This window comes from Streptomyces lydicus (assembly GCF_004125265.1).
Lineage (GTDB): Bacteria > Actinomycetota > Actinomycetes > Streptomycetales > Streptomycetaceae > Streptomyces > Streptomyces lydicus_C.
This window is the reverse complement of sequence record NZ_RDTE01000003.1, coordinates 1,802,220-1,819,609: the sequence shown is the minus strand read 5'-3', so window position 1 is coordinate 1,819,609 and position 17,390 is coordinate 1,802,220. Positions and strand designations below refer to the sequence as shown.

Genomic DNA, 17,390 nt, shown 5'->3' with positions numbered 1-17,390 from the left:
AGGCCCGCAGGCGAGTCATGGCGATCCAGTGACGATCAGCGCCCCGTCACCATCCCGTCGGCACCCTCGGACTTTCAGGTGAGGGGACGAGTAGAGCAGGGCACCTCTGAGGAAGAGGTCGTACTGGAACTGCTTGCTCCACTCCAGGTCGCGCCTCTGCTGCGGGTCGGCGTCGGGCAGCGTGAGCTCCACAAACCCGCAGCCATCGCGCAGGATGCCTTGGGACGTGATCGTTCCGTTGATCGTTACCGAGGAGCTGCCGGTGGTGATCGCGACAGCGTCTCCGACTACAGGGCGGGGTCCGGGGAAGTCGGTCATGCCTTCACCCCCGCGAGGGGGACTTCGGTGATCGGCTCCCACATGATCTGCGCTCCGTCGTGCCATTGCTCAACGAGGTGGAGTCGGTCTGCGAGGATGGTTCCGGACAGGGGGCGGTCGATGCCCGCCAGCGCCTCCTTGAGGTTGACCGCCTGGATGCTCTCGGCGCCGTCAGAGGTGTACGCAAGAGACATGTGGGGGTACCGGCTCGGCGCGGCCGTGAAGGCGGCCCCACTGCGCGTCATGGCCTGGGTGAGGTGCTCCACGATCTCTGCGAACGGGGATCGTGGCCAACCGTTGATCTCTACGGCCACGTTGCCGACGGCCGGCCGATCGAAGGTAAGGGTGAAGGGGCGCACCGTCTGTGCGTAGGCCCCGACATCCGTGAGGAGCCCGTCCAGGTCTACGTCGCCATGTGCGAGTCCGACGGCGTGCAGGAGGGTGCAGTGCATGCCCTGTACCGGTACGCCCTGCAGGCCGGGCCGGACGAACCGCCCGGTGTACGGTGCCGCGAGGGCGTTGGCCTCGTCGAGGGTAGGCAAAATGTGCCAGTGCAGGTCACGACGGCCCTCTGGCCAGACGCGCCGCACCCGCTCGAAGAAGCTTTCCACTGGATGTCCCCCAGATCCTTGGTGTTGACCGCCGGCAGAGGAGCCTGCCACATTCCGGCGTCCGGGCCGGAGGAGGATGGCGCATGCCGTGGAAGCCGGTCGCGGTGGTTCCACTCGGCGGATGTTCCGAGCCTTCGTGTGTCAGGCCGCCGCGGGCAGGGGCACAGCCGTCAGGCCGGTGATGGTCTGGTAGCTGAGCGGGTCCTTGACCTCGACTGGACCGGTGATGCCGATGACCGGTGCGGCGTCGGCGAGCGCTACGTACGAGCAGTCGTAGGTGCGCAGGCGGTAGTCGAGCGCATCACAGTGCTGCGGCGTCTTGGCGGTGTGGAACAGCAGCCCTCTCAGCACGTCCTGCGTGCCCGACGCAAGCCGCTCTGCCCGCTCGGGATCACTGAATGCCGCCCGCCAGGCGGCGAGGTGTGGCCCGGTGGGCTCGGGCCAGCCCGCACTCCCCGCCACGGGATAGCGACTGCCCTTCGTGGCCCAGATGAACAGCTCGGAGGAGGCCCCGTGGAGGTCCAGGTCACCCGGGGTGCGATCGTGGCGCGCCATGCTCAGGCGCAGCGTCTCGGCGATGGCTGCGGAAACGTGCTCGATGTCCCCGTCGTGGAGTCCGGAGCGGGGCAGGCTCCACCCGAGGTGCTGTTCGTGGGCCCTCGACCACGCCAGCGCGGCCTCGGCCCAGGGCCAGCAGTCGGTATACGGGTGCCGGCCGTGCCGCTCCATGTACCGCTGTGCGTGCTGCAGCACCACCGTGTCCACGCGCGTGTCGGTCATGGTGCAGCCCCCTGTTGGGTTTCCCCGGTCTGTCCTGCTTCTCGCGACCAGCTTCCCATCGGCTTCGCCGAGAACCAAGGGCCCGGCCCGGTGATCGGGGGCGGCGCCGCCTGCTGGAGTGCGGGCCCAGGGTGTGGCCTCACAGGGTGCGGCTGCGCCACGATGTCGCGCCGGAGGTGCCCCGCGGCTTGGGTCGCGCGCTGCCGCCGAGCCGACGTCGCTGGCAGCCGTCCCCACGGGGACCGGAACCGGTTATCGGCTGGATCCCGTTGTGACAGGTACTGGAGTTCCGATAAACAAGTGTGCAGGACGAGCACGGCTTGAGGGGGACGTATGCCTGACTGGCTCAACAAGAAGGCATTGCGGCATGAGCGGCAGCTGGCGTGGCGTGCGCAATTCGCCGTGGCGACCCGGACGCCGTTCGGCGCCGACGCCGGGGTGGACCCGGACTCCCTTGTAGGGGAGGCGGTGTATGACAGCGAGGCGGTGATCGCGGCCCTGCGTGAGCTGGCCAGCGGCATCAATCGCGACCGGCCGTTCGTCCCGACGCTGCTCGAAGCCGCACTGGCGGTCACCAGGCTCGTGAATATGCGTCCGTCCTGGATCGACTACTGCAACGAGCGCTCCCGCCTTGACCCTGCTGCCGCGGACGCCGAAAGCGAGATGTCCCGGCAATACGCGCTCGCCGATGCAGTACGCGCCTGGCCCAGGTTCGACGATGCCCAAGCTGCTGTCGGCCCGGCCACCGAGGCACTGCGCAAGCTCCAGTCGGAGCTGGCCAACTTCTGCGGCAGCGACATTACATCCGGGTGTAGGGCCGCCTGATGCGGTACGTCGAGGCACCCGAGGAATTCACCGGTCCCGGCCTCTGCCTGTTCCTCGCCGGGGGCATCAGTGACTGCCCCGACTGGCAGAAGACCACGACGGCAGCGCTGGACGACCTCGATGTCACGGTGTTCAACCCGCGCCGCAACCACTTCCCCGTGCACGCCCCGAACGCGGAAGCCGCCCAAGTCGCGTGGGAGTACAGCCATCTGCGCCGCGCGGACCTCGTCATGTTCTGGTTCCCCGACTCGCCGAGCAGCCACCAGCCCATCGCCCTGTACGAACTGGGCATGGCGGCAGCCAGCCAGGCCACGGACCTGATCGTGGGAGCAGATCTCGGATACGTACGACGCACGAACGTGGTGGCCCAGCTCGAACACGCGTGTCCGGGGCTCCACGTCCATGCCACGTTTGCTGACACCATCGCGTCGTGCCGCACCGCCATACGGACCGCACGATGAGCACGGGATGGCTTCTGCGAAGGGCGAGGCCGGCCGGGGTGCGCTCTCGGCCAAGAAGAGCGACGCCCCGGGGCGCAACGGGCCCGTGGCGGCGACAGGCTCGTGGATACGACAGGTGCCTGGCTCCTACCGATCCTGGCCCGGCCTCGGCGGCCTGCTGTGCGCGTTTCACCGAATGGTCTGGGGCGTAGGGCCAAGGGCGCCTGGTTTCTCAGTAGCCGTCGATTCCGATGATGTTGCCGAACGGGTCGACGATCTGTGCGATCTTACGGCCGTCCCCGACGTCGAGAGGCCCGCGGTGATGAATGCACCCGGCGCCGAGCAGCATCTCGCGTGCGGTTTCGAGGGAGTCGACGGACCAGTACGGCACGGGGCTGCCGCCGCGCTTGTTGCGCTGCTCGTCGAGCATGTGGAAGCCCATCTCGATGCCGGCGACGTCGAGCCAGGTGTACACGTTGGTTCCGGCGATGTCGCGGTGTACGAGGGTGCCGAGGACGTGGGACCACCATCGGGCAGACTTCTCGGGGTCCTCGGAGAAGATCATGACGGTGCGGATTCCTTCGAACATGGTGCCTCCGTGGGCATTGCTCGGCACCGTGCAGGCGGTTCTCAACTGCACGGTGGGCTGCTGTGGGACGGTCGGGCAAGCGAAGACGAGCGGTCGCCGGGGCTGAGGCGACCCCTAAGAGCTCCTAACAGAAGTGGTTGATCATGTGACTGTTGACCTATCCGCTCGTTGGTCTGGTCGTGGGGAAACGTCAGTCGCGGCCGTGGATCGTGTCGGATGAACTGTGGGCGTTGATGGAGCCGTTGCTGCCCAAACCGGGGCCGAAGCTGGTCGAGGGACGGCCGAGCGTGCCGGATCGGCAGGCGTTGTGCGGGGCAGAGCGGCATGCCCGCTGCCAGGCCCAGCCCATTGTGCGTGTACAGCCCACGCTCGGTACTACCGGATACCGGGCCGCTCTCACCTTTCCCAAGCACCCGCATCGACCTGCCAATTGGGAGGTCGAAGTGGGTCTCGTTGCTACTCGCGCCTGGATCGATGACCTTCTCAAGCAGCATGGGTGACCCCCGCCGTCCGGTCCTGAGTCGGAAGTAGCGGCTCCCCAGCGAGATGGCCACAGAAGAGTCGACCAGCCGAGGTGGTGGGCTTGAGGGTGAGTTTCTTGTCCTTGAGCCAGGTGGCGAGGTAGTCGGCGACGGTCTGGTTGGGGTCGGTGGTGAAGCCAGCGACCTGCGCTTCGATCATCCGGCGCAGGGCGGCTCGAGCAGCCTCGGCGGTGGGGTAGCCGCCGCGGCGGACGATGTTGCGATGCCTGTCGGGGGAGGGGAGGTCGAGGGAGAAGGTCCAGGTGCCGTGATCGGGGTCGGTGGCGAGTTTGGGGCAGCTCCGAGCTGTTTGCCGTTGTGGTCGCGGCAGCCGCACCAGCGGAGGACGTGCCCGGTGTGGGCTGCGGAGCGCATGGTGATCACCCCCAATGAGGGTTGTGTGGATTGCCATGCCCATGATGGTGGTCAGTGTGCGGCGGTGAGGGCTCGCACTCACGCTGCGCTCACGGCGGGCGGAATGGCCGTCTGACCTGCGCGGATCCCTTGTCGTGGCGACAAGTGCGATCTGGACCGGTGCTCACGAAGACTGATCGGCCCCGGGGTGGAGCAGGACTTGCTTGCTTTGAGCTGGTCGTTGGTTTGCCGGCGGCAGGGTCACCGGCTCGGCGATCCAGGGTCTTCGCGTGGGACGGCGATATTGGGCCATACGGGCACGGAACTGGCCATGGGTCCGGGAAGTCCCCCGGCGGCTCTGTCACGACTGTCAGGATCGTGTCACGCAGAGTTGCGGACATGGCGGACTCGGTTCTGGTTGACGGAGGCGGCGTGCCAGTCGAAGTGGTGTTCTTCAATGTCGGGCAGGGTGATTGCACTCTGCTGTGGTTCTACGACCGTGGTACGGATCCCGCGACCGGGACCGGAACGCACGCGGTACTCATCGACTGCGGTTCCGCGGCGGCGACGGCCCCGTCGAGGAACCCGACCGGACCTGGCGCCGACGGCGATGCGAAAGCGCGCATGCTCGCCCATCTGCGCACCAAGCTTGACGGCTACCTGACCCGGCTGCGCACGCCGAGGGCCCTCGACTACCTGGTGATCACGCATCCGGACAAGGACCATTTCAACCTGCTCCAGGATGTGCTGCTCAATAACGACGGCGAGTTGCGCTACACCTTGCGCAAGGTCCTGTACACCCTGGAACCCGGTGACTATCGCGAGGCTGGGCAGACTTTCATCCGTGACCTGCTGACGGATCCGGATCGGCTGGCCAACGCCGATGGCTTCGGCGTGGAGACGTGGCCGCAGCAGACGTTCGTCCCGACCACCCCGCAGCCGCTGCTGGAGGGCCGGCGGGAGGGCATTGACTCGAATCTCTACCTGCTGGGTGGTGGGTGGTTCGGCCCCGGCATGGACAGGATGTCGGGCGGGAGCAGTTGGGATGCCGATGATTACGAGGCGACGTCCAAGGAGCGGATCGCCAACCAGAGCAGCCTGGTCCTGCTCCTCCTCGGTGAGCCCGATCCGGGTGATGCGGGAAAGCGCCAGAAGGTGCTGTTCATGGCCGACGCCGAAGAGGTCAACGAGCACGTGCTGATCGGTCTTGACCGGACCGGCGAGTTTCGCCGGGAGAGCAACCTGTGGCTCAAGATGGGTCATCACGGCAGCGGGTCCTCGACCTGCGACGCGTGGCTGGAGCATCTGCGTCCGGACGGCCTGTTCATCAGCACCGGCATGCTCGCGTTCCGTGGTGGCGCAGGCACGTGCAACGCGACGAACATCCAGCTGCGCGTCCTGCCCTACTGGCGCGGCGTCCGCGCCCGGCACGGCATCCCGCTGCCGAGGGTCAGCAGCGGTGGCTGGTGGGGGTACGGCTTCCAGAACAACACCGGCCGCAAGCCGTGGAAGATCTGGTATCAGCCCACCAAAGAGGGCGTCTTCAGTACGTTCGCCGTCCCCGGATTCCCGGCCGGCGGGCCGATCACTGGTGACCCCGCGGACCCGGGGGTCGTTCCCCCGGAACCGGTGGAGACCGCGAACCTGACCGCGTGGCGTGGCGTGGACTGGCACCTGACTATCGATCACGCGGCGCCTGGCGCCTACGACATCCGATTCGCGTAGGGGAGTGCGCCAACCATGGCACTGACCGTCGACCGCTTGCGCACGGTCCTGGCCCAGGCCCAGGACGACACCTATCTCGAGCTCCTTCCGGACTTCCTCGACCTGGAGCCGGCGCTGGAGCTGTTCAAGCAGTACGTGCAGGACGAGATCCTCGACATCCGGGGTGTCACGGTCGACGTGCAGGCGCTGTCGGTCACCGGAACGGCGGTGCTGGTCGGTCAGGCCGCCTCCCCGGTCGCCGTGTGGTTCCTGCCCGACGAGGCTGGGCAGCAGGTGGTCGGCTTCCGGGTCGACGCGGTGCTGCTGTCCGAGGGACCCGGCCTGCCCGACGCCCTCGCCGCCGCCCGGGATGTGCTGAACCGGCTGCGGCTGGGACCGGCGCACCTGGTGTTCGGCGTCGAGCCGGGCGAGCGGCACGAACCGCAGCCGCGCGTCGGCTTCGGCGTCGAGGTGCTCTTCCCGACCGAGGAGGCCCTGCCCCGGCCCTACGCGTGGGGCTATCCGCCGCTGTGGCCGGGGCAGAGCTGGTGCGTCGCCTCGGTGTTCGCGGATGTGCCGTTCCCGAGCCTGGACGAGTTGCTGGTGTTCGCGGGCCTGCCGCCCAGCGGTTTTGACATTCCCGGCGACGTGCTGCGGGACTGCGCGTTGGCCCTGCAGGGCCTGGCGATCACGTTCTTCTCCGGGCGGCAGGTCCAGCAGAGCGGCCGCGGCGTCGAGAGTGACTGGCTGGCGCTGTGGCTGAAGGTGGGGCTCGACCAGCCATGGACCCCGCTGCCCGGCATCATCACCGTGGACGAGCTCAACGCCGAGTTCTCGCTGGCCGACCCGTTCGAGAGTCCGCGGCTGACGACCGTGCTCGCCGGCCGCGTCACTCTGGCCGCCGAGATCGTGGTCGATGTCGGCATCACGCTTCCCGAGCGCTCCCTCAGCGGACGGCTGGCGCGGCCGGTCCCGGTCGGCGCGATGCTCCAGCAGCGCTTCCCCGGCATCCCGCTGCCGGCGGACCTGACCGTCACCGAACTCGGCCTGTGGGGCGAACTTGCCACCGGCGACGCGCAGGGGTACGGCATCGACCTCACGCTCGCCAACGTCTGGCACTTCGCCGAGGGCATCGACCTCAGCGACATCGTGCTGACCTTCTCCGACACCGGGGGCACCAAGTCGGCCGGGCTGAGCGCGGTCTGGCGGCTGGTGAACGGGGCCCTGGACGTCACCGGCACCTGGGAGCAGGGGACAGGCTGGGCTTTCCTCGCGAACGCGGAAAACCTCCAACCCGCCCGGGTCATGGCCGCGCTCGGCATCACCCCGCCGGATGTGCTCGACGATCTCGTTATCGAGCAGCTCACCGTGGCCTTCGACAGCAGCGGCCACTTCGCCTTCGACTGCGCCGCCACCGTGCAGCTCGGTGACCTGGACGCGGCCCTCCAGCTCACCGTGACCGCCGACCGGAGCACGGGAGAGACGGGAGTCGGCGGGCTGCTGCAGCTCGCCGTTCCGCTGGCCGACGGCGACATCCGGGTCCTGGATTTCACCGTCCAGTACGCCTCGGGAGCAGGAGGCCAGGTGTTCACCGGCACCTGGAGCGGCACGCCGGGCATCTCGGCCGACGAGCTGGCCGGTGCGCTGGGCCTCGACCTGCCCGGACTTCCCGAGATCCTGCGTCCGGAGCTGCAAGCGCTCTCGGTGCGCTACGACACCGCAACGGGTGAGGTCCTGCTGACGGCTTCGACCGAGCGTACTGGCTGGGTCTACGTCAGCCGTCCCGGTACCGGCCCCGGTGCCCCCCGCTTCAGCGCGGCGGCGGTGCGGGCTCGGCTCGGGGCGCGCGCCTCGGATCTGCCGTTGGTCGGCGAGGCGATTCCGCCCGGTGCGGACCTTGTCATCGACGGCATCGCCTTCACCTCAACGCCGACCGGATGGACCGCAGCCCAGGCCGGCGCCGTCAACGACGCGCTGGACCGGATCGATTCCTCGGGCGAGCGCCGGCTGCCGCGCTTCGCGGTTGGTACGACGGCCGGGCCCGGTATCGCCGTCCAGATCGAGCTGAGCATCGGCGGGGTGCCACAGGACCCGCTGCTCCTGCCGATCACCACAGGGCCCGGCGGCACACTCGTGGCCACCCTCCGGGGCCCGATCACCGTGCATGCTGCTTCGGACGACACGTGGTCACGCGACCTCGACCTGACCCTCGGGGCGGTGCGGATCTCGCGGATCGGCATCGGCCTCGCGGATGGGCAGATCTTTGTTGCGTTGGATGCGGTCCTGTCGGTGGGCCCGGTCCGTCTGGTCCTGATGGGTCTCGGATTGGGGATCGACGGGGAGTTGAGCGTCTCGCCGCGGTTGCGCGGGGCGGGCGTGCAACTGGACAAGCCGCCGCTGAAGATCAGCGGCATGGTGGAGCGCCGCTCCGGCTCGGAGGTCGCCCCGGGGCTGAAGGAGCAGTTCATCGGGCTCGCCACGATCGAGACCGGGTTCTTCGCCTTGTATGCCGCCGGGTCGTATGCCAAGGCCGTGGACGACTGGTCGTCGATGTTCCTGTTCGGCGAGATCTCCGGCGGCGAGCGTGGGCTGTTCGGCCCGCCCCCGTTCCGGGTGATCGCCATCTCGCTTGGCTTCGGTGTCAACAGTACGGTCCGCACGCCGACCATCGACGAGGTCGGCCGGTTCCCGCTGGTGAACCGGCTGGACGGCAGTGGCACCGGTGACACGCCGGAGCAGGTGCTGGAGAAGCTTGCCGGCCCCGGCGGCTGGATCACCCCGCGCGAGGGTCAGTACTGGGGCGCGGGCGGGATCGAGTTCAGCTCGTTCGAGTTCATCCGCTCCCGCGCGCTGCTGCTGGTCGAGGGCGGCCAGTCCTGGAAGGTGTTGCTGATCGGCCGCACCACGATCGACCTGCCGCGCAGCAAGGCCGCCAAGAAGCCGATCGCCCGGCTGGTCATCGACTTGGCCATCGGATACCACCATGACAAGGGCCTGTTCTCGATGGACGCGGTCGTCGCGCCCGGCTCGTACGTCATCGACCCGGCGGCCGAGCTCACCGGTGGCCTGTCCTTCTACATCTGGGGCCAGGACCGCACCGCGCAAGGGGGCGGCAAGGGCTTCGTGTTCACCCTGGGCGGCTACCACAAGCGGTTCAAGCGTCCCGCGTACTACCCCAACCCGCCGCGCGTGGGCTGGCGGTGGGCGATCGGCCCGGTGGCGATCCGCGGGCAGGTGTACGCGGCGCTCACCGACGGCGCGTTCATGGCCGGCGGCGAGCTGTCCGCGAACTACGACAAGGGCCACGGTATCCAGCTGCAGGCGTGGTTCACGGCCTGGCTGGACGCGCTGGTGCAGTGGAAGCCGTTCTACTTCGACCTGTCGATGGGCCTGAGCATCGGGGTTGCGGCCACTGTCAAGGTGCTGTTCATCCGGGTGCGGGTTTCCCTGTCGGTCGGGGTGTCGTTGGACCTGTGGGGGCCGCCGATCGGCGGCCGAGCCAAGATCAAGGTCTGGTTCATCAGCTTCACCGTCGAGTTCGGCACCGGCCGCGACGGAGTACCGGCAGTCGAGTGGGGGGAGTTCAGCGTTCAGCTGCCGGCCCCGCTGTCGATCGCTCCGCTGTCCGGGCTGTTGGTCGACGTCGATCCCGAGGAGACCACCGCCCGGTCCGACGCGGGAGAGCCCCTGCTGGTTTCCATGGACGGCTTCGCCGTCCGCACCGAGGCCGCCGTCCCCGCCAGCCACATCATCTTCAACGACCAGCCCTTCGCCGAGGCCGAGGACGACACCATCGACATCCGGCCGATGGGGACCAAGGGGCAGGGCGTGGTCTCCGAACACCACGTCACCCTGCAATGGTTCGACAGCGTCTACACCCCCACTGGATGGGGCGTCGCCGTCTACAGGCAGGACATGCCCAAGGCGATGTGGGGTGCGCCGCTGGATAGCCCCAGCGACGTCTTGGACGGCGACGGGCTGCTCAGCGGCTGCCTGGCCGGCATCACCTTCGAGGTCCCCAAGCCCGAACTGGCCCCTTCGGTCGGCTGGGTCGACGCCGAGGCACTGGAGTCCGATGGGCTGCCGGACGCGCCGATCCCGCTGCTGGGCTCGCAGCCGGAGGGGCCGCCGTCCGTCCCGGACGACGAGGGCGAGGGCAGCATCGGCACCATCGTCGACCCGGACACCGGTATCGGCGCGCAGACCACCGCCGACAACCGTGCAGCGGTGCACGCCGCCCTGGCCGGCCTCGGGCTCGCCCCCGGCACCGACGACCTGCTGACCCGCTACGCGGACCTCGCGAAGACCACGTTCACCAACGCGCCCATGACCACCACAGCCGAGAGGTGAACCGACGTTGAGCGGCACTGAAGACCTCCGCGTGGCCTTCCACGACTACCGCCGGCCGAAAGCCACCGCCGGCGTTTACACGCTCACGGCGGAGCACCACCTGACCAAGGACGGCAACCGGGTCGACGTGAACCCGGCCATCCCCGCCACGACGCAGCAGTTCGAGATCCGCGCGGTCCGGTTCGTCCTGGACCCCTCGTCCGTGCACGCCCACTACCCGGCCGAGGGAGCCGCCGGCGACTTCAGCCGCACCCTCCCGCACATCACCCTCGACCGCTCCATCCTGCCCTGGGAGCGGAAGCTGAAGGCCCGCGCGGTACCCGAAGAGGCCCCGTGGTTGGCGCTGATGGTCTTCCACGCAGGTGAACTGCCCGACGACCCCGAGGGCTTGGGCCAGACCACCACCCGCACCATCGCCGAGCTGCGCCGCCCCGGCGACGGCATCCTCGGCCCGGACCTCAGCGACACAGGCATCACGCCGGGGATCGAGGCCAGCCGCTGCCAGAGCATCGACGTCCCGGCCGGGCTGTTCACCGCCCTGGTGCCGCGCGAGGAGGAACTGAACTACCTCGCCCATGTTCGTGACGTCTCCACCCGGCCGCAACGGCGTGACGACGGCGAGATCCTGACCAAGGGCCAGTACGCCGTGCTGGCCGCCAACCGCTTCCCCAGCGAAGCCGGCGCCTACACCGTGCACTTGGTCTCCCTGGAGGGCTTCAATGGCAAGCTCAACCCAGGGCAAATGGGGGAGAACGTGAGGTTCGTGCGGTTGTGCGTGCTGCACTCCTGGACATTCACCAGTGACCCGGCCGGCACCCGCGACGCCGCGGCCCTGCTGAGCAACCTCGCCGCACCCGCCCGCGCCGACCGGGAGAACCTGGCGCTGCGCCTGCACCCGAACGGGAACGTGGCGGCCCGCTCCACCGCTGACGCCGAGCAGTACGCCCGCCGCCGCCTGCACCTGGGCTACACCCCGCTGCCGTACCGGCTGCTGTCGGGGGAGACCACCTACGGCTGGTACCGCGGCCCCTTCGTCCCCGTGATCGCCGCGCAGACCCGCGACTTCGCCCGCGACAAGCCGAAGACCACCGCCGACCACGCGCTGATCTACGAGCCGGAGCACGGCCTGTTCGACGTCTCCTACGCCGCCGCCTGGACGCTGGGCCGCACCCTGGCGCTGAGTGACCCCGACTACAGCGAGGAGATGACTCGCGCGCGGCGCGAACTGGCCAACACCGCCGCCACGATGATGGCCCTGGCCGCCGAGCCCACGCTCGCCGCCGCCGATCCCGCCGACCTGAACGGGCGAACCGTGCGAGAACTTGCGGGCTCCGGCTTCGCCGCCGACCTGCTCGCCGCGCTCACCCGCCCCCTTGCCTCGCACGACCAGGCTCCGGCATCGGCCGGCCGCAACCGCCGTACCCGCCTCACCCAGCAGAGCGCCCGCGCCGCCCTCGCGGCCGGACCCAAGGCAGCGGCCCTACAGGCCACCGCCGAACGCCACACCCGCACCCTGCCCGGCTGGCTGGACGAACTGGCCCTGCTCCGCCGAGTGCCGTTCAACTACTTGGTGCCCAACCCCGCGATGCTCCCCCCGGAGTCGATCCGGCTCTTCCGCATCGACGAGAACTGGATCGAGGCACTGCTCGCCGGAGCCCGCGACGTCGGCGTCCACACCTCCCTGGACGCACTCGTCGACACGACGCTCACCGCCGCCATCGACAGCCGCCGCACCCGCATCCGCACCGGGGAAACCGGCCGGGCCGGGCTGCTGATCCGCTCGGAACTCGTCGAAGCCTGGCCGGTCTTCGACATCCTCACCACCGCCGCAGCAGCGAACGTCGCCGAATTGCGCCGCGACCACCTCGCCCCCGACACCCTGCTGCTCCTCCTGGACGCTCTGCCCGACGAGATTGTCATCCGGGAGCCCGGCCAGGGCATCCACTTCGGCATCGACAGCAACGACGCCGCCGACGACAACAGCGTCATCAACCTGCGTGAGCACCGGCCCGGCCCCGACCTCGGCTACCCGCTGGGCCGTGACTATCCCGAAGGCGGCGGCCTGTTCACCCGCCACCTGCGGCCCCGCAACGGTGACGACGCCCCGCACGTCCTGGCGCTTCGCGGTGACCGGGGCCTGGTGCCCGCGCTCGCTGCCGCCCTCGACCCCGACCTCGGCGACCTCGCACCCGGCGAGTTCGCTCTGCAACTCGTCAACGCCCCCGTCGAGCAACGCCTGACCCTCGACGTGACGCCCGGCCAGGAGAGCGCCCGATGACCGACACCGACCTGATCGTCCCCGTTGAGGTCCACGCGCTGCTGGCCACCCGCGACGTGGCCCTGCACGACGACTTCCGACGCTGGAGTCCGCGCTACCCGTGGACGTTCTCCCAGGACTTCCGCAGCAACGCCGAGCCGCCCATCCAGTACTCCGAGGGCAACCCGGGCGAGGGCATCCACGTGCAGTGGCAGCTGCCCGAGGCCCTGACCACCGGCGCGATCGACTCAGGCACCGGCGTCAGCACCTTCCCGCTGGTGCCCAACCGCTGGCTCGTGGTGCGCTACGCCAAGGTGCGCGGCGAGCTGAAGGCCGCCGGATTCCTCGTCCACAGCGACTACCTGGAGAAGGCCGACGACGGGCCCGTCGAGTCGGCGTTCACCCCGTTCGTCGACCCGGCCTCCCCCAAGGAGAAGCCCCGCGCCGACTACATCGGACGCGTCCACCCCCTGAGCGACGGTCCCTGGCAGGAACCCGCCACGCGCCCGCTGTTCCTCACCGCGATCGGCTGCGGGCTGCCCTCCTTCGCCGCGTTCGCCCCTTACCACGAGAACGTCTTTCTCTTCCACGACACCCTCGCCGACCTCAAGGCCAACGAGAGCTACCCGCCGCCGTGCACCGTCAGCTACTGCGTGATCGGCTGGTACAGCCAGGACGACGCCGACATCCTCAACACCGCACGCGACATCGAGGGCCTGCTGCCCCCCGACGCCGACCCCGACAGCGCGGCCGACGTGCTGCGGGCCCTGGGCTGGGCCGCCCCCGACGGCATGCCCAAGACGATCATCCGCACGCGCTACGTCGGCACCGCGCTTGGCATCCCGTGGGACCGCGCGGGCGGACACCCGGACTCGGACCGCCCCAAAACCCGGGACGTCAAGGTCGCGATCGGGCACAGCACCGCCGACGCCGTCACCGCGCTCGTCGACCACCAGACCCCCGGCACCCGGCTCGCCGACCAGGTCCGCGCCCTGTTCCACGGCAACCCCGACGAGCTCGACAGTCCCGACTGGCAGGTCTCCCTGGACGAGCTCACCCGCCGGTCCTGGTTCAGCGGCCACGACGGCGGCGCCACCTGGCAGGTCGTCAACCGGCCCAGCGACCAGGCCGATACCCAGGCCCCACCACCCACCCAACCGGACTGGATCACCACCCTCAACCGTGACCAGGACGACTACGACCAGGCCAAGCACCAGCTCGCCGCCGCACAATGGCGACTGTGGTCACTGTGGTGGCTGCGCCACCTGCCCGAAAGCCGCCGGCCCCACGGCTACACCTTCGACGAGCAAGCCTGGGACCAGCGGATCCACGCGGCCGGAGCGCGGGTCACGGAGCTCGACGCAGAGGTCGAACGGCTGAGTAGCAAGGTCCCGCACGGTCTCACCCCCGAAGAGATCCAGACCGCGATCAACCGCTACCCCGCGGACAATGACCTGGAACTGGCCGAAGAACTGGAGCTCAAGCGCGCGCCCCGGCAAAGCTACTACCGCCCCGCCGACCCCGTCCTCGCCCTGACCGGCTCGGGCACCTCCCAGCCACTGGGCCGCGACGAGGACGACCCGCTGCCCTGCCGCCTGCCCTCCGCGTTGCTCACCCGGGTGAAGATCAACCACGGCTGGGAGGATGTCCCGGCCAACCCGTTGCTGCCCGTCAACACGCCCGAAGTCCCGGGCATCATCAGGACAGTGGTCGCCGAGTTCGCCCTGCTCGATCAAGCCGCGCGCACCGACGCCGCCGGTGGCGGGGCCGACCTCACCGCTCTCCACGCCGTCGTCGCCAGCCCTACCACCAGCTCCCAGGGCCCGTGGCCCGAATACACCCGCGTGTGGCGCCAGCCCTGGCTCCCGCTCTACCTCCAGTGGGAGGTCAAGCACTGCGCCACCCCCTACCAGAGCCAGGACTCCACCCACAACTGGGAGTTCGGCCTCGGCCACGACGGCGACCCCGACCCCGACCGCTACCGCTACCGCTGGAAGGGCACCGGCGCGGCGTCCGGCGACGGCGACGGCGGACGGCGCTGGAACGCCTTCGGTGGGCGCGCCTTCGTCACCCCCTCCACCCGCTATGTGCTACGCGAACAGGCCCGTCGGCTCGCCGAGCACGCCCCGCCGCAATTGGCCCGCCAACTGCGCGCCATGCGTGAGGGACTGGAGGGCATCGACGTACTCTCCCAGGCCCTGGACGGCTTCCACGACTGGCTCATCCAGCAGGACGGGGCCGCCCAGGCCGTCACCGACCACTCGATCCTGGCCCTGGCCGGCGAGACCAACCACGTCCCCGACGGAGCGGAAGGCTACGGCGAGCAGCACTTCCAGCCGGTGCGGGCCGGCCAGTTCCACTTCATCGAGCTGATCATCATCGACCGCTTCGGACGAGTGTGCTCTCTGGTGCAGCCGGCCCAGACCCAACCCATCCAGTTCCAACCCGTCCGCGCGGACAGCGTCATGCCGGACAAGGACCTGTTCCCGAACCCGCCCGGCCCGCAGCGCTTCGTGCAGCTGCCGCCCCGGCTCGTCCAACCGGCCCGGGTCCGCCTGGACACCGTGCCGCTGCGGACCGACCAGCCACCCGCCGACCTGGCCGAAGCCGGCGATGCCACGCAACTCCCTGGCGCCGAGGCGCCGGTGGCCGGATGGCTACTGGTCAACCACCTCGACCAGACCCTGCTGGTCTACGGCCCCGACGGAGAACCACTCGGCGAACTGCGCGTGGTACGCGACGCTCTGAACACCCGCACGACGGCCTGGAACGCGCTCCCGCACGCCCCCTGCCGCCACCCCAAGGACGACGACTTCGCCACCGACTACCCGCACGTCGCAGCCTTCGCCCGCGGCCTGCTCGGCCACGACCCAGAAGCCTTCGAAGCGCTGGCCAAGACGATCGACACCGCACTCGACCACATCCTCGAACCCTCACCGGCCGAGGACTGCTCCCCGGCCCGGCTGATCGGCCGCCCCATCGCCCTCATCCGCACCCGCCTCAACCTGGACCTGATGGGCGAGCCGCTGACCGACCCCAGCTGGAAACGCGCACTCATCCCGCCGGACGAGCCCTACCCCGACCACCGTGACTACCCCGACTACCGCAACTACCCCGACTACCGCTGGACCGTCCGCCTCGGCGACCCCGACCGACTCTCCGACGGCCTCATCGGCTACTTCGCCGCCGACGATTGCGACCACGACCAGCGCACCCGCTACCACCGCTTCCACGCCGTCGACCCGAACGGCCCGGCCAACGCCTACGTCACCGCTATCGAAACGGGCGCCCACCTCACCCTGCCCGCCCGGCCCGCCGACCGCCCCGCCACCCACCACCTCACCCTCCTCGCCTGCCCCCACACCGCCGTCCACGCCACCACCGACATCCTCCCCGTCGCCGACGTCTCCGTGGACGCGGACACCACCCACCGGGCACTCGCTCGCATCCGCGCCTCCTTCCGACTCAACCCCCTGCTCGCCCCCGACCGCTTCGGCCCCCCGGCAGCCGCCGCCTCCCTCAAAGCCCAGCCCGGCCACCCGGCCTCGGCGATGGCCGACGGCGACCCGACCACCTTCTACGACGGCACCGAACCACCGTCAGCTGGCGACTGGGTCCGGCTCGACCTGCACACCGAGCGCCGCGTGGAAGCCATCGACCTCCTCCTCGGCCGCACGGACGGCACCCGCACCCCGGTCGCCACCGACCTGGAAGCCTCCACCAATGGCGAGCAGTGGAGCCTCCTGCGCAGCTACACCCAGGTGACCGAGATCCACCACTCTCCCGAAACACCTCCCACCGCCCGCTTCCTGCGGCTGCGACACACCAGCTCCGCCGCCGAGCCCTGCGCCGTCCGCGAGTTCACCGTGCAGGCCGAACCGCCGGACAAATCCCTCGTCATGCCCCGCCCCGCAGCCTGGCACGGCGACTGGACCTGGGCCGAACCGATCCCCGTGGACGGCACCGCGACCAGCCTGCCGCTGCCCGACTGGGACGAGCACCTCATCTACAACGCAGACCAGGTCTCCCACCCCGACGCACCCCTGCCCGTCGCCCGCTCCGGCTACCTCCAACTCCAACCGGCCGCCCCCGGACACACCAGCTCCACCCCGGCCCCGGAAGGAACCGCGTCGTGACCAGCCCCAACCCAGCCCTACTCCTCCCATACCGCCTGGAATACACCCCGGCGACGGCCGAACAGCCCGGAGGACTAGCCCTCAACCGCGTCCGCCTCACCATCGGCGACGACCCGGGCACCCGCACCACTTGGCCCGTCCAGTGCGCACGGATCGCCCTCGACCTCCCCCACGCCGACGGCACCTCCGTGCCAAACGGCGAAGCCGTCATCCTGCGCACCCGACTGGACCTGGAACGCGGCCCCGGCCGAGGCCGGCAATGGCTGGTCGAAACCACCACCGACCGAGCCGCCACCACCCTCACTCTGGTTCCCGCCGAACCCGCCCGCTTCGACGGCACCTGGACACTCACCCTCACTCTCGACATCAGCACCCCACCCGGCACCCAGACCCGCATCACCGAGGACACCGCACTCGGCGACAGCAGCCCGCAGCCCCGTACGGGCAACGCCATCCTCACCGCCACGCCCCTGCCCAACTGACACCCGCACCCAGGAGTTCCAGA

Annotated in this window: 13 protein-coding genes; 8 read left to right on the top strand and 5 right to left on the bottom strand. The window is 69.7% G+C overall.

Annotated features, from left to right (window positions below):
- Window positions 1-15: 15 nt before the first annotated feature.
- The 3 genes from D9V36_RS10585 to D9V36_RS10575 all read right to left on the bottom strand — a co-directional run bounded on the left by D9V36_RS10585 (window position 16) and on the right by D9V36_RS10575 (window position 1,709).
- Window positions 16-318, bottom strand: a complete 303-nt coding sequence (locus tag D9V36_RS10585) for a hypothetical protein (protein ID WP_129293546.1) — start codon at window positions 316-318, stop codon at window positions 16-18.
- The gene (locus D9V36_RS10580; protein ID WP_129293545.1) at window positions 315-929 is read right to left on the bottom strand and encodes a 2'-5' RNA ligase family protein; all 615 of its coding nucleotides are present in this window, start codon (window positions 927-929) and stop codon (window positions 315-317) included. The genes D9V36_RS10585 and D9V36_RS10580 overlap by 4 nt, the downstream gene beginning before the upstream one ends.
- A gap of 141 nt (window positions 930-1,070) precedes the next feature.
- Window positions 1,071-1,709, bottom strand: a complete 639-nt coding sequence (locus D9V36_RS10575) for a hypothetical protein (RefSeq protein ID WP_129293544.1) — start codon at window positions 1,707-1,709, stop codon at window positions 1,071-1,073.
- A gap of 333 nt (window positions 1,710-2,042) precedes the next feature.
- Here D9V36_RS10575 and D9V36_RS10570 point away from each other — a divergent pair, with 333 nt between their 5' ends.
- Window positions 2,043-2,534, top strand: a complete 492-nt coding sequence (locus D9V36_RS10570; protein WP_129293543.1) for a hypothetical protein — start codon at window positions 2,043-2,045, stop codon at window positions 2,532-2,534.
- Window positions 2,534-2,995: a nucleoside 2-deoxyribosyltransferase domain-containing protein gene (locus D9V36_RS10565; RefSeq protein WP_129293542.1), complete on the top strand. Its 462-nt coding sequence runs from the start codon at window positions 2,534-2,536 to the stop codon at window positions 2,993-2,995. Before D9V36_RS10570 ends, D9V36_RS10565 begins: the two co-directional genes overlap by 1 nt.
- A 211-nt stretch (window positions 2,996-3,206) precedes the next feature.
- Here the strand turns inward: D9V36_RS10565 and D9V36_RS10560 are convergent, their stop codons facing one another.
- Window positions 3,207-3,563, bottom strand: a complete 357-nt coding sequence (locus D9V36_RS10560; protein WP_129293541.1) for a VOC family protein — start codon at window positions 3,561-3,563, stop codon at window positions 3,207-3,209.
- A gap of 152 nt (window positions 3,564-3,715) precedes the next feature.
- Between D9V36_RS10560 and D9V36_RS10555 the strand changes: the two genes are divergently transcribed.
- Entirely contained in the window at window positions 3,716-4,063 is a 348-nt protein-coding gene (locus D9V36_RS10555; protein ID WP_129293540.1) for a transposase, read from the top strand.
- Here D9V36_RS10555 and D9V36_RS10550 read toward each other — a convergent pair.
- Window positions 4,047-4,496 (bottom strand): hypothetical protein, encoded by a 450-nt coding sequence (locus D9V36_RS10550; RefSeq protein WP_129293539.1) that lies wholly within the window; start codon window positions 4,494-4,496, stop codon window positions 4,047-4,049. The genes D9V36_RS10555 and D9V36_RS10550 overlap by 17 nt on opposite strands.
- Window positions 4,497-4,837: 341 nt before the next feature.
- Between D9V36_RS10550 and D9V36_RS10545 the strand changes: the two genes are divergently transcribed.
- The 5 genes from D9V36_RS10545 to D9V36_RS10525 are packed head-to-tail and all read left to right on the top strand — an operon-like array spanning window position 4,838 to window position 17,367.
- Window positions 4,838-6,163, top strand: a complete 1,326-nt coding sequence (locus D9V36_RS10545; RefSeq protein ID WP_129293538.1) for a ComEC/Rec2 family competence protein — start codon at window positions 4,838-4,840, stop codon at window positions 6,161-6,163.
- 15 nt (window positions 6,164-6,178) lie between these two features.
- A complete protein-coding gene (locus D9V36_RS10540) occupies window positions 6,179-10,492 on the top strand; it encodes a DUF6603 domain-containing protein (protein WP_129293537.1) in 4,314 nt (1,437 codons plus the stop codon).
- Window positions 10,493-10,499: 7 nt separating this feature from the next.
- Window positions 10,500-12,770: a hypothetical protein gene (locus D9V36_RS10535; protein ID WP_129293536.1), complete on the top strand. Its 2,271-nt coding sequence runs from the start codon at window positions 10,500-10,502 to the stop codon at window positions 12,768-12,770.
- Window positions 12,767-16,885, top strand: coding sequence for a discoidin domain-containing protein (locus tag D9V36_RS10530; protein WP_129293535.1), 4,119 nt, complete (start codon window positions 12,767-12,769; stop codon window positions 16,883-16,885). The genes D9V36_RS10535 and D9V36_RS10530 overlap by 4 nt, the downstream gene beginning before the upstream one ends.
- Window positions 16,882-17,367 (top strand): hypothetical protein, encoded by a 486-nt coding sequence (locus tag D9V36_RS10525; RefSeq protein ID WP_129293534.1) that lies wholly within the window; start codon window positions 16,882-16,884, stop codon window positions 17,365-17,367. Before D9V36_RS10530 ends, D9V36_RS10525 begins: the two co-directional genes overlap by 4 nt.
- Window positions 17,368-17,390 lie beyond the last annotated feature (23 nt).

Coding starts and splice junctions, on each gene's coding strand:
- D9V36_RS10565 (WP_129293542.1), top strand. CDS start 2,534: ATGCGGTACGTCGAGGCACCCGAGGAATTCACCGGTCCCGGCCTCTGC.
- D9V36_RS10585 (WP_129293546.1), bottom strand. CDS start 318: ATGACCGACTTCCCCGGACCCCGCCCTGTAGTCGGAGACGCTGTCGCG.
- D9V36_RS10530 (WP_129293535.1), top strand. CDS start 12,767: ATGACCGACACCGACCTGATCGTCCCCGTTGAGGTCCACGCGCTGCTG.
- D9V36_RS10570 (WP_129293543.1), top strand. CDS start 2,043: ATGCCTGACTGGCTCAACAAGAAGGCATTGCGGCATGAGCGGCAGCTG.
- D9V36_RS10545 (WP_129293538.1), top strand. CDS start 4,838: ATGGCGGACTCGGTTCTGGTTGACGGAGGCGGCGTGCCAGTCGAAGTG.
- D9V36_RS10540 (WP_129293537.1), top strand. CDS start 6,179: ATGGCACTGACCGTCGACCGCTTGCGCACGGTCCTGGCCCAGGCCCAG.
- D9V36_RS10560 (WP_129293541.1), bottom strand. CDS start 3,563: ATGTTCGAAGGAATCCGCACCGTCATGATCTTCTCCGAGGACCCCGAG.
- D9V36_RS10575 (WP_129293544.1), bottom strand. CDS start 1,709: ATGACCGACACGCGCGTGGACACGGTGGTGCTGCAGCACGCACAGCGG.
- D9V36_RS10550 (WP_129293539.1), bottom strand. CDS start 4,496: ATGGCAATCCACACAACCCTCATTGGGGGTGATCACCATGCGCTCCGC.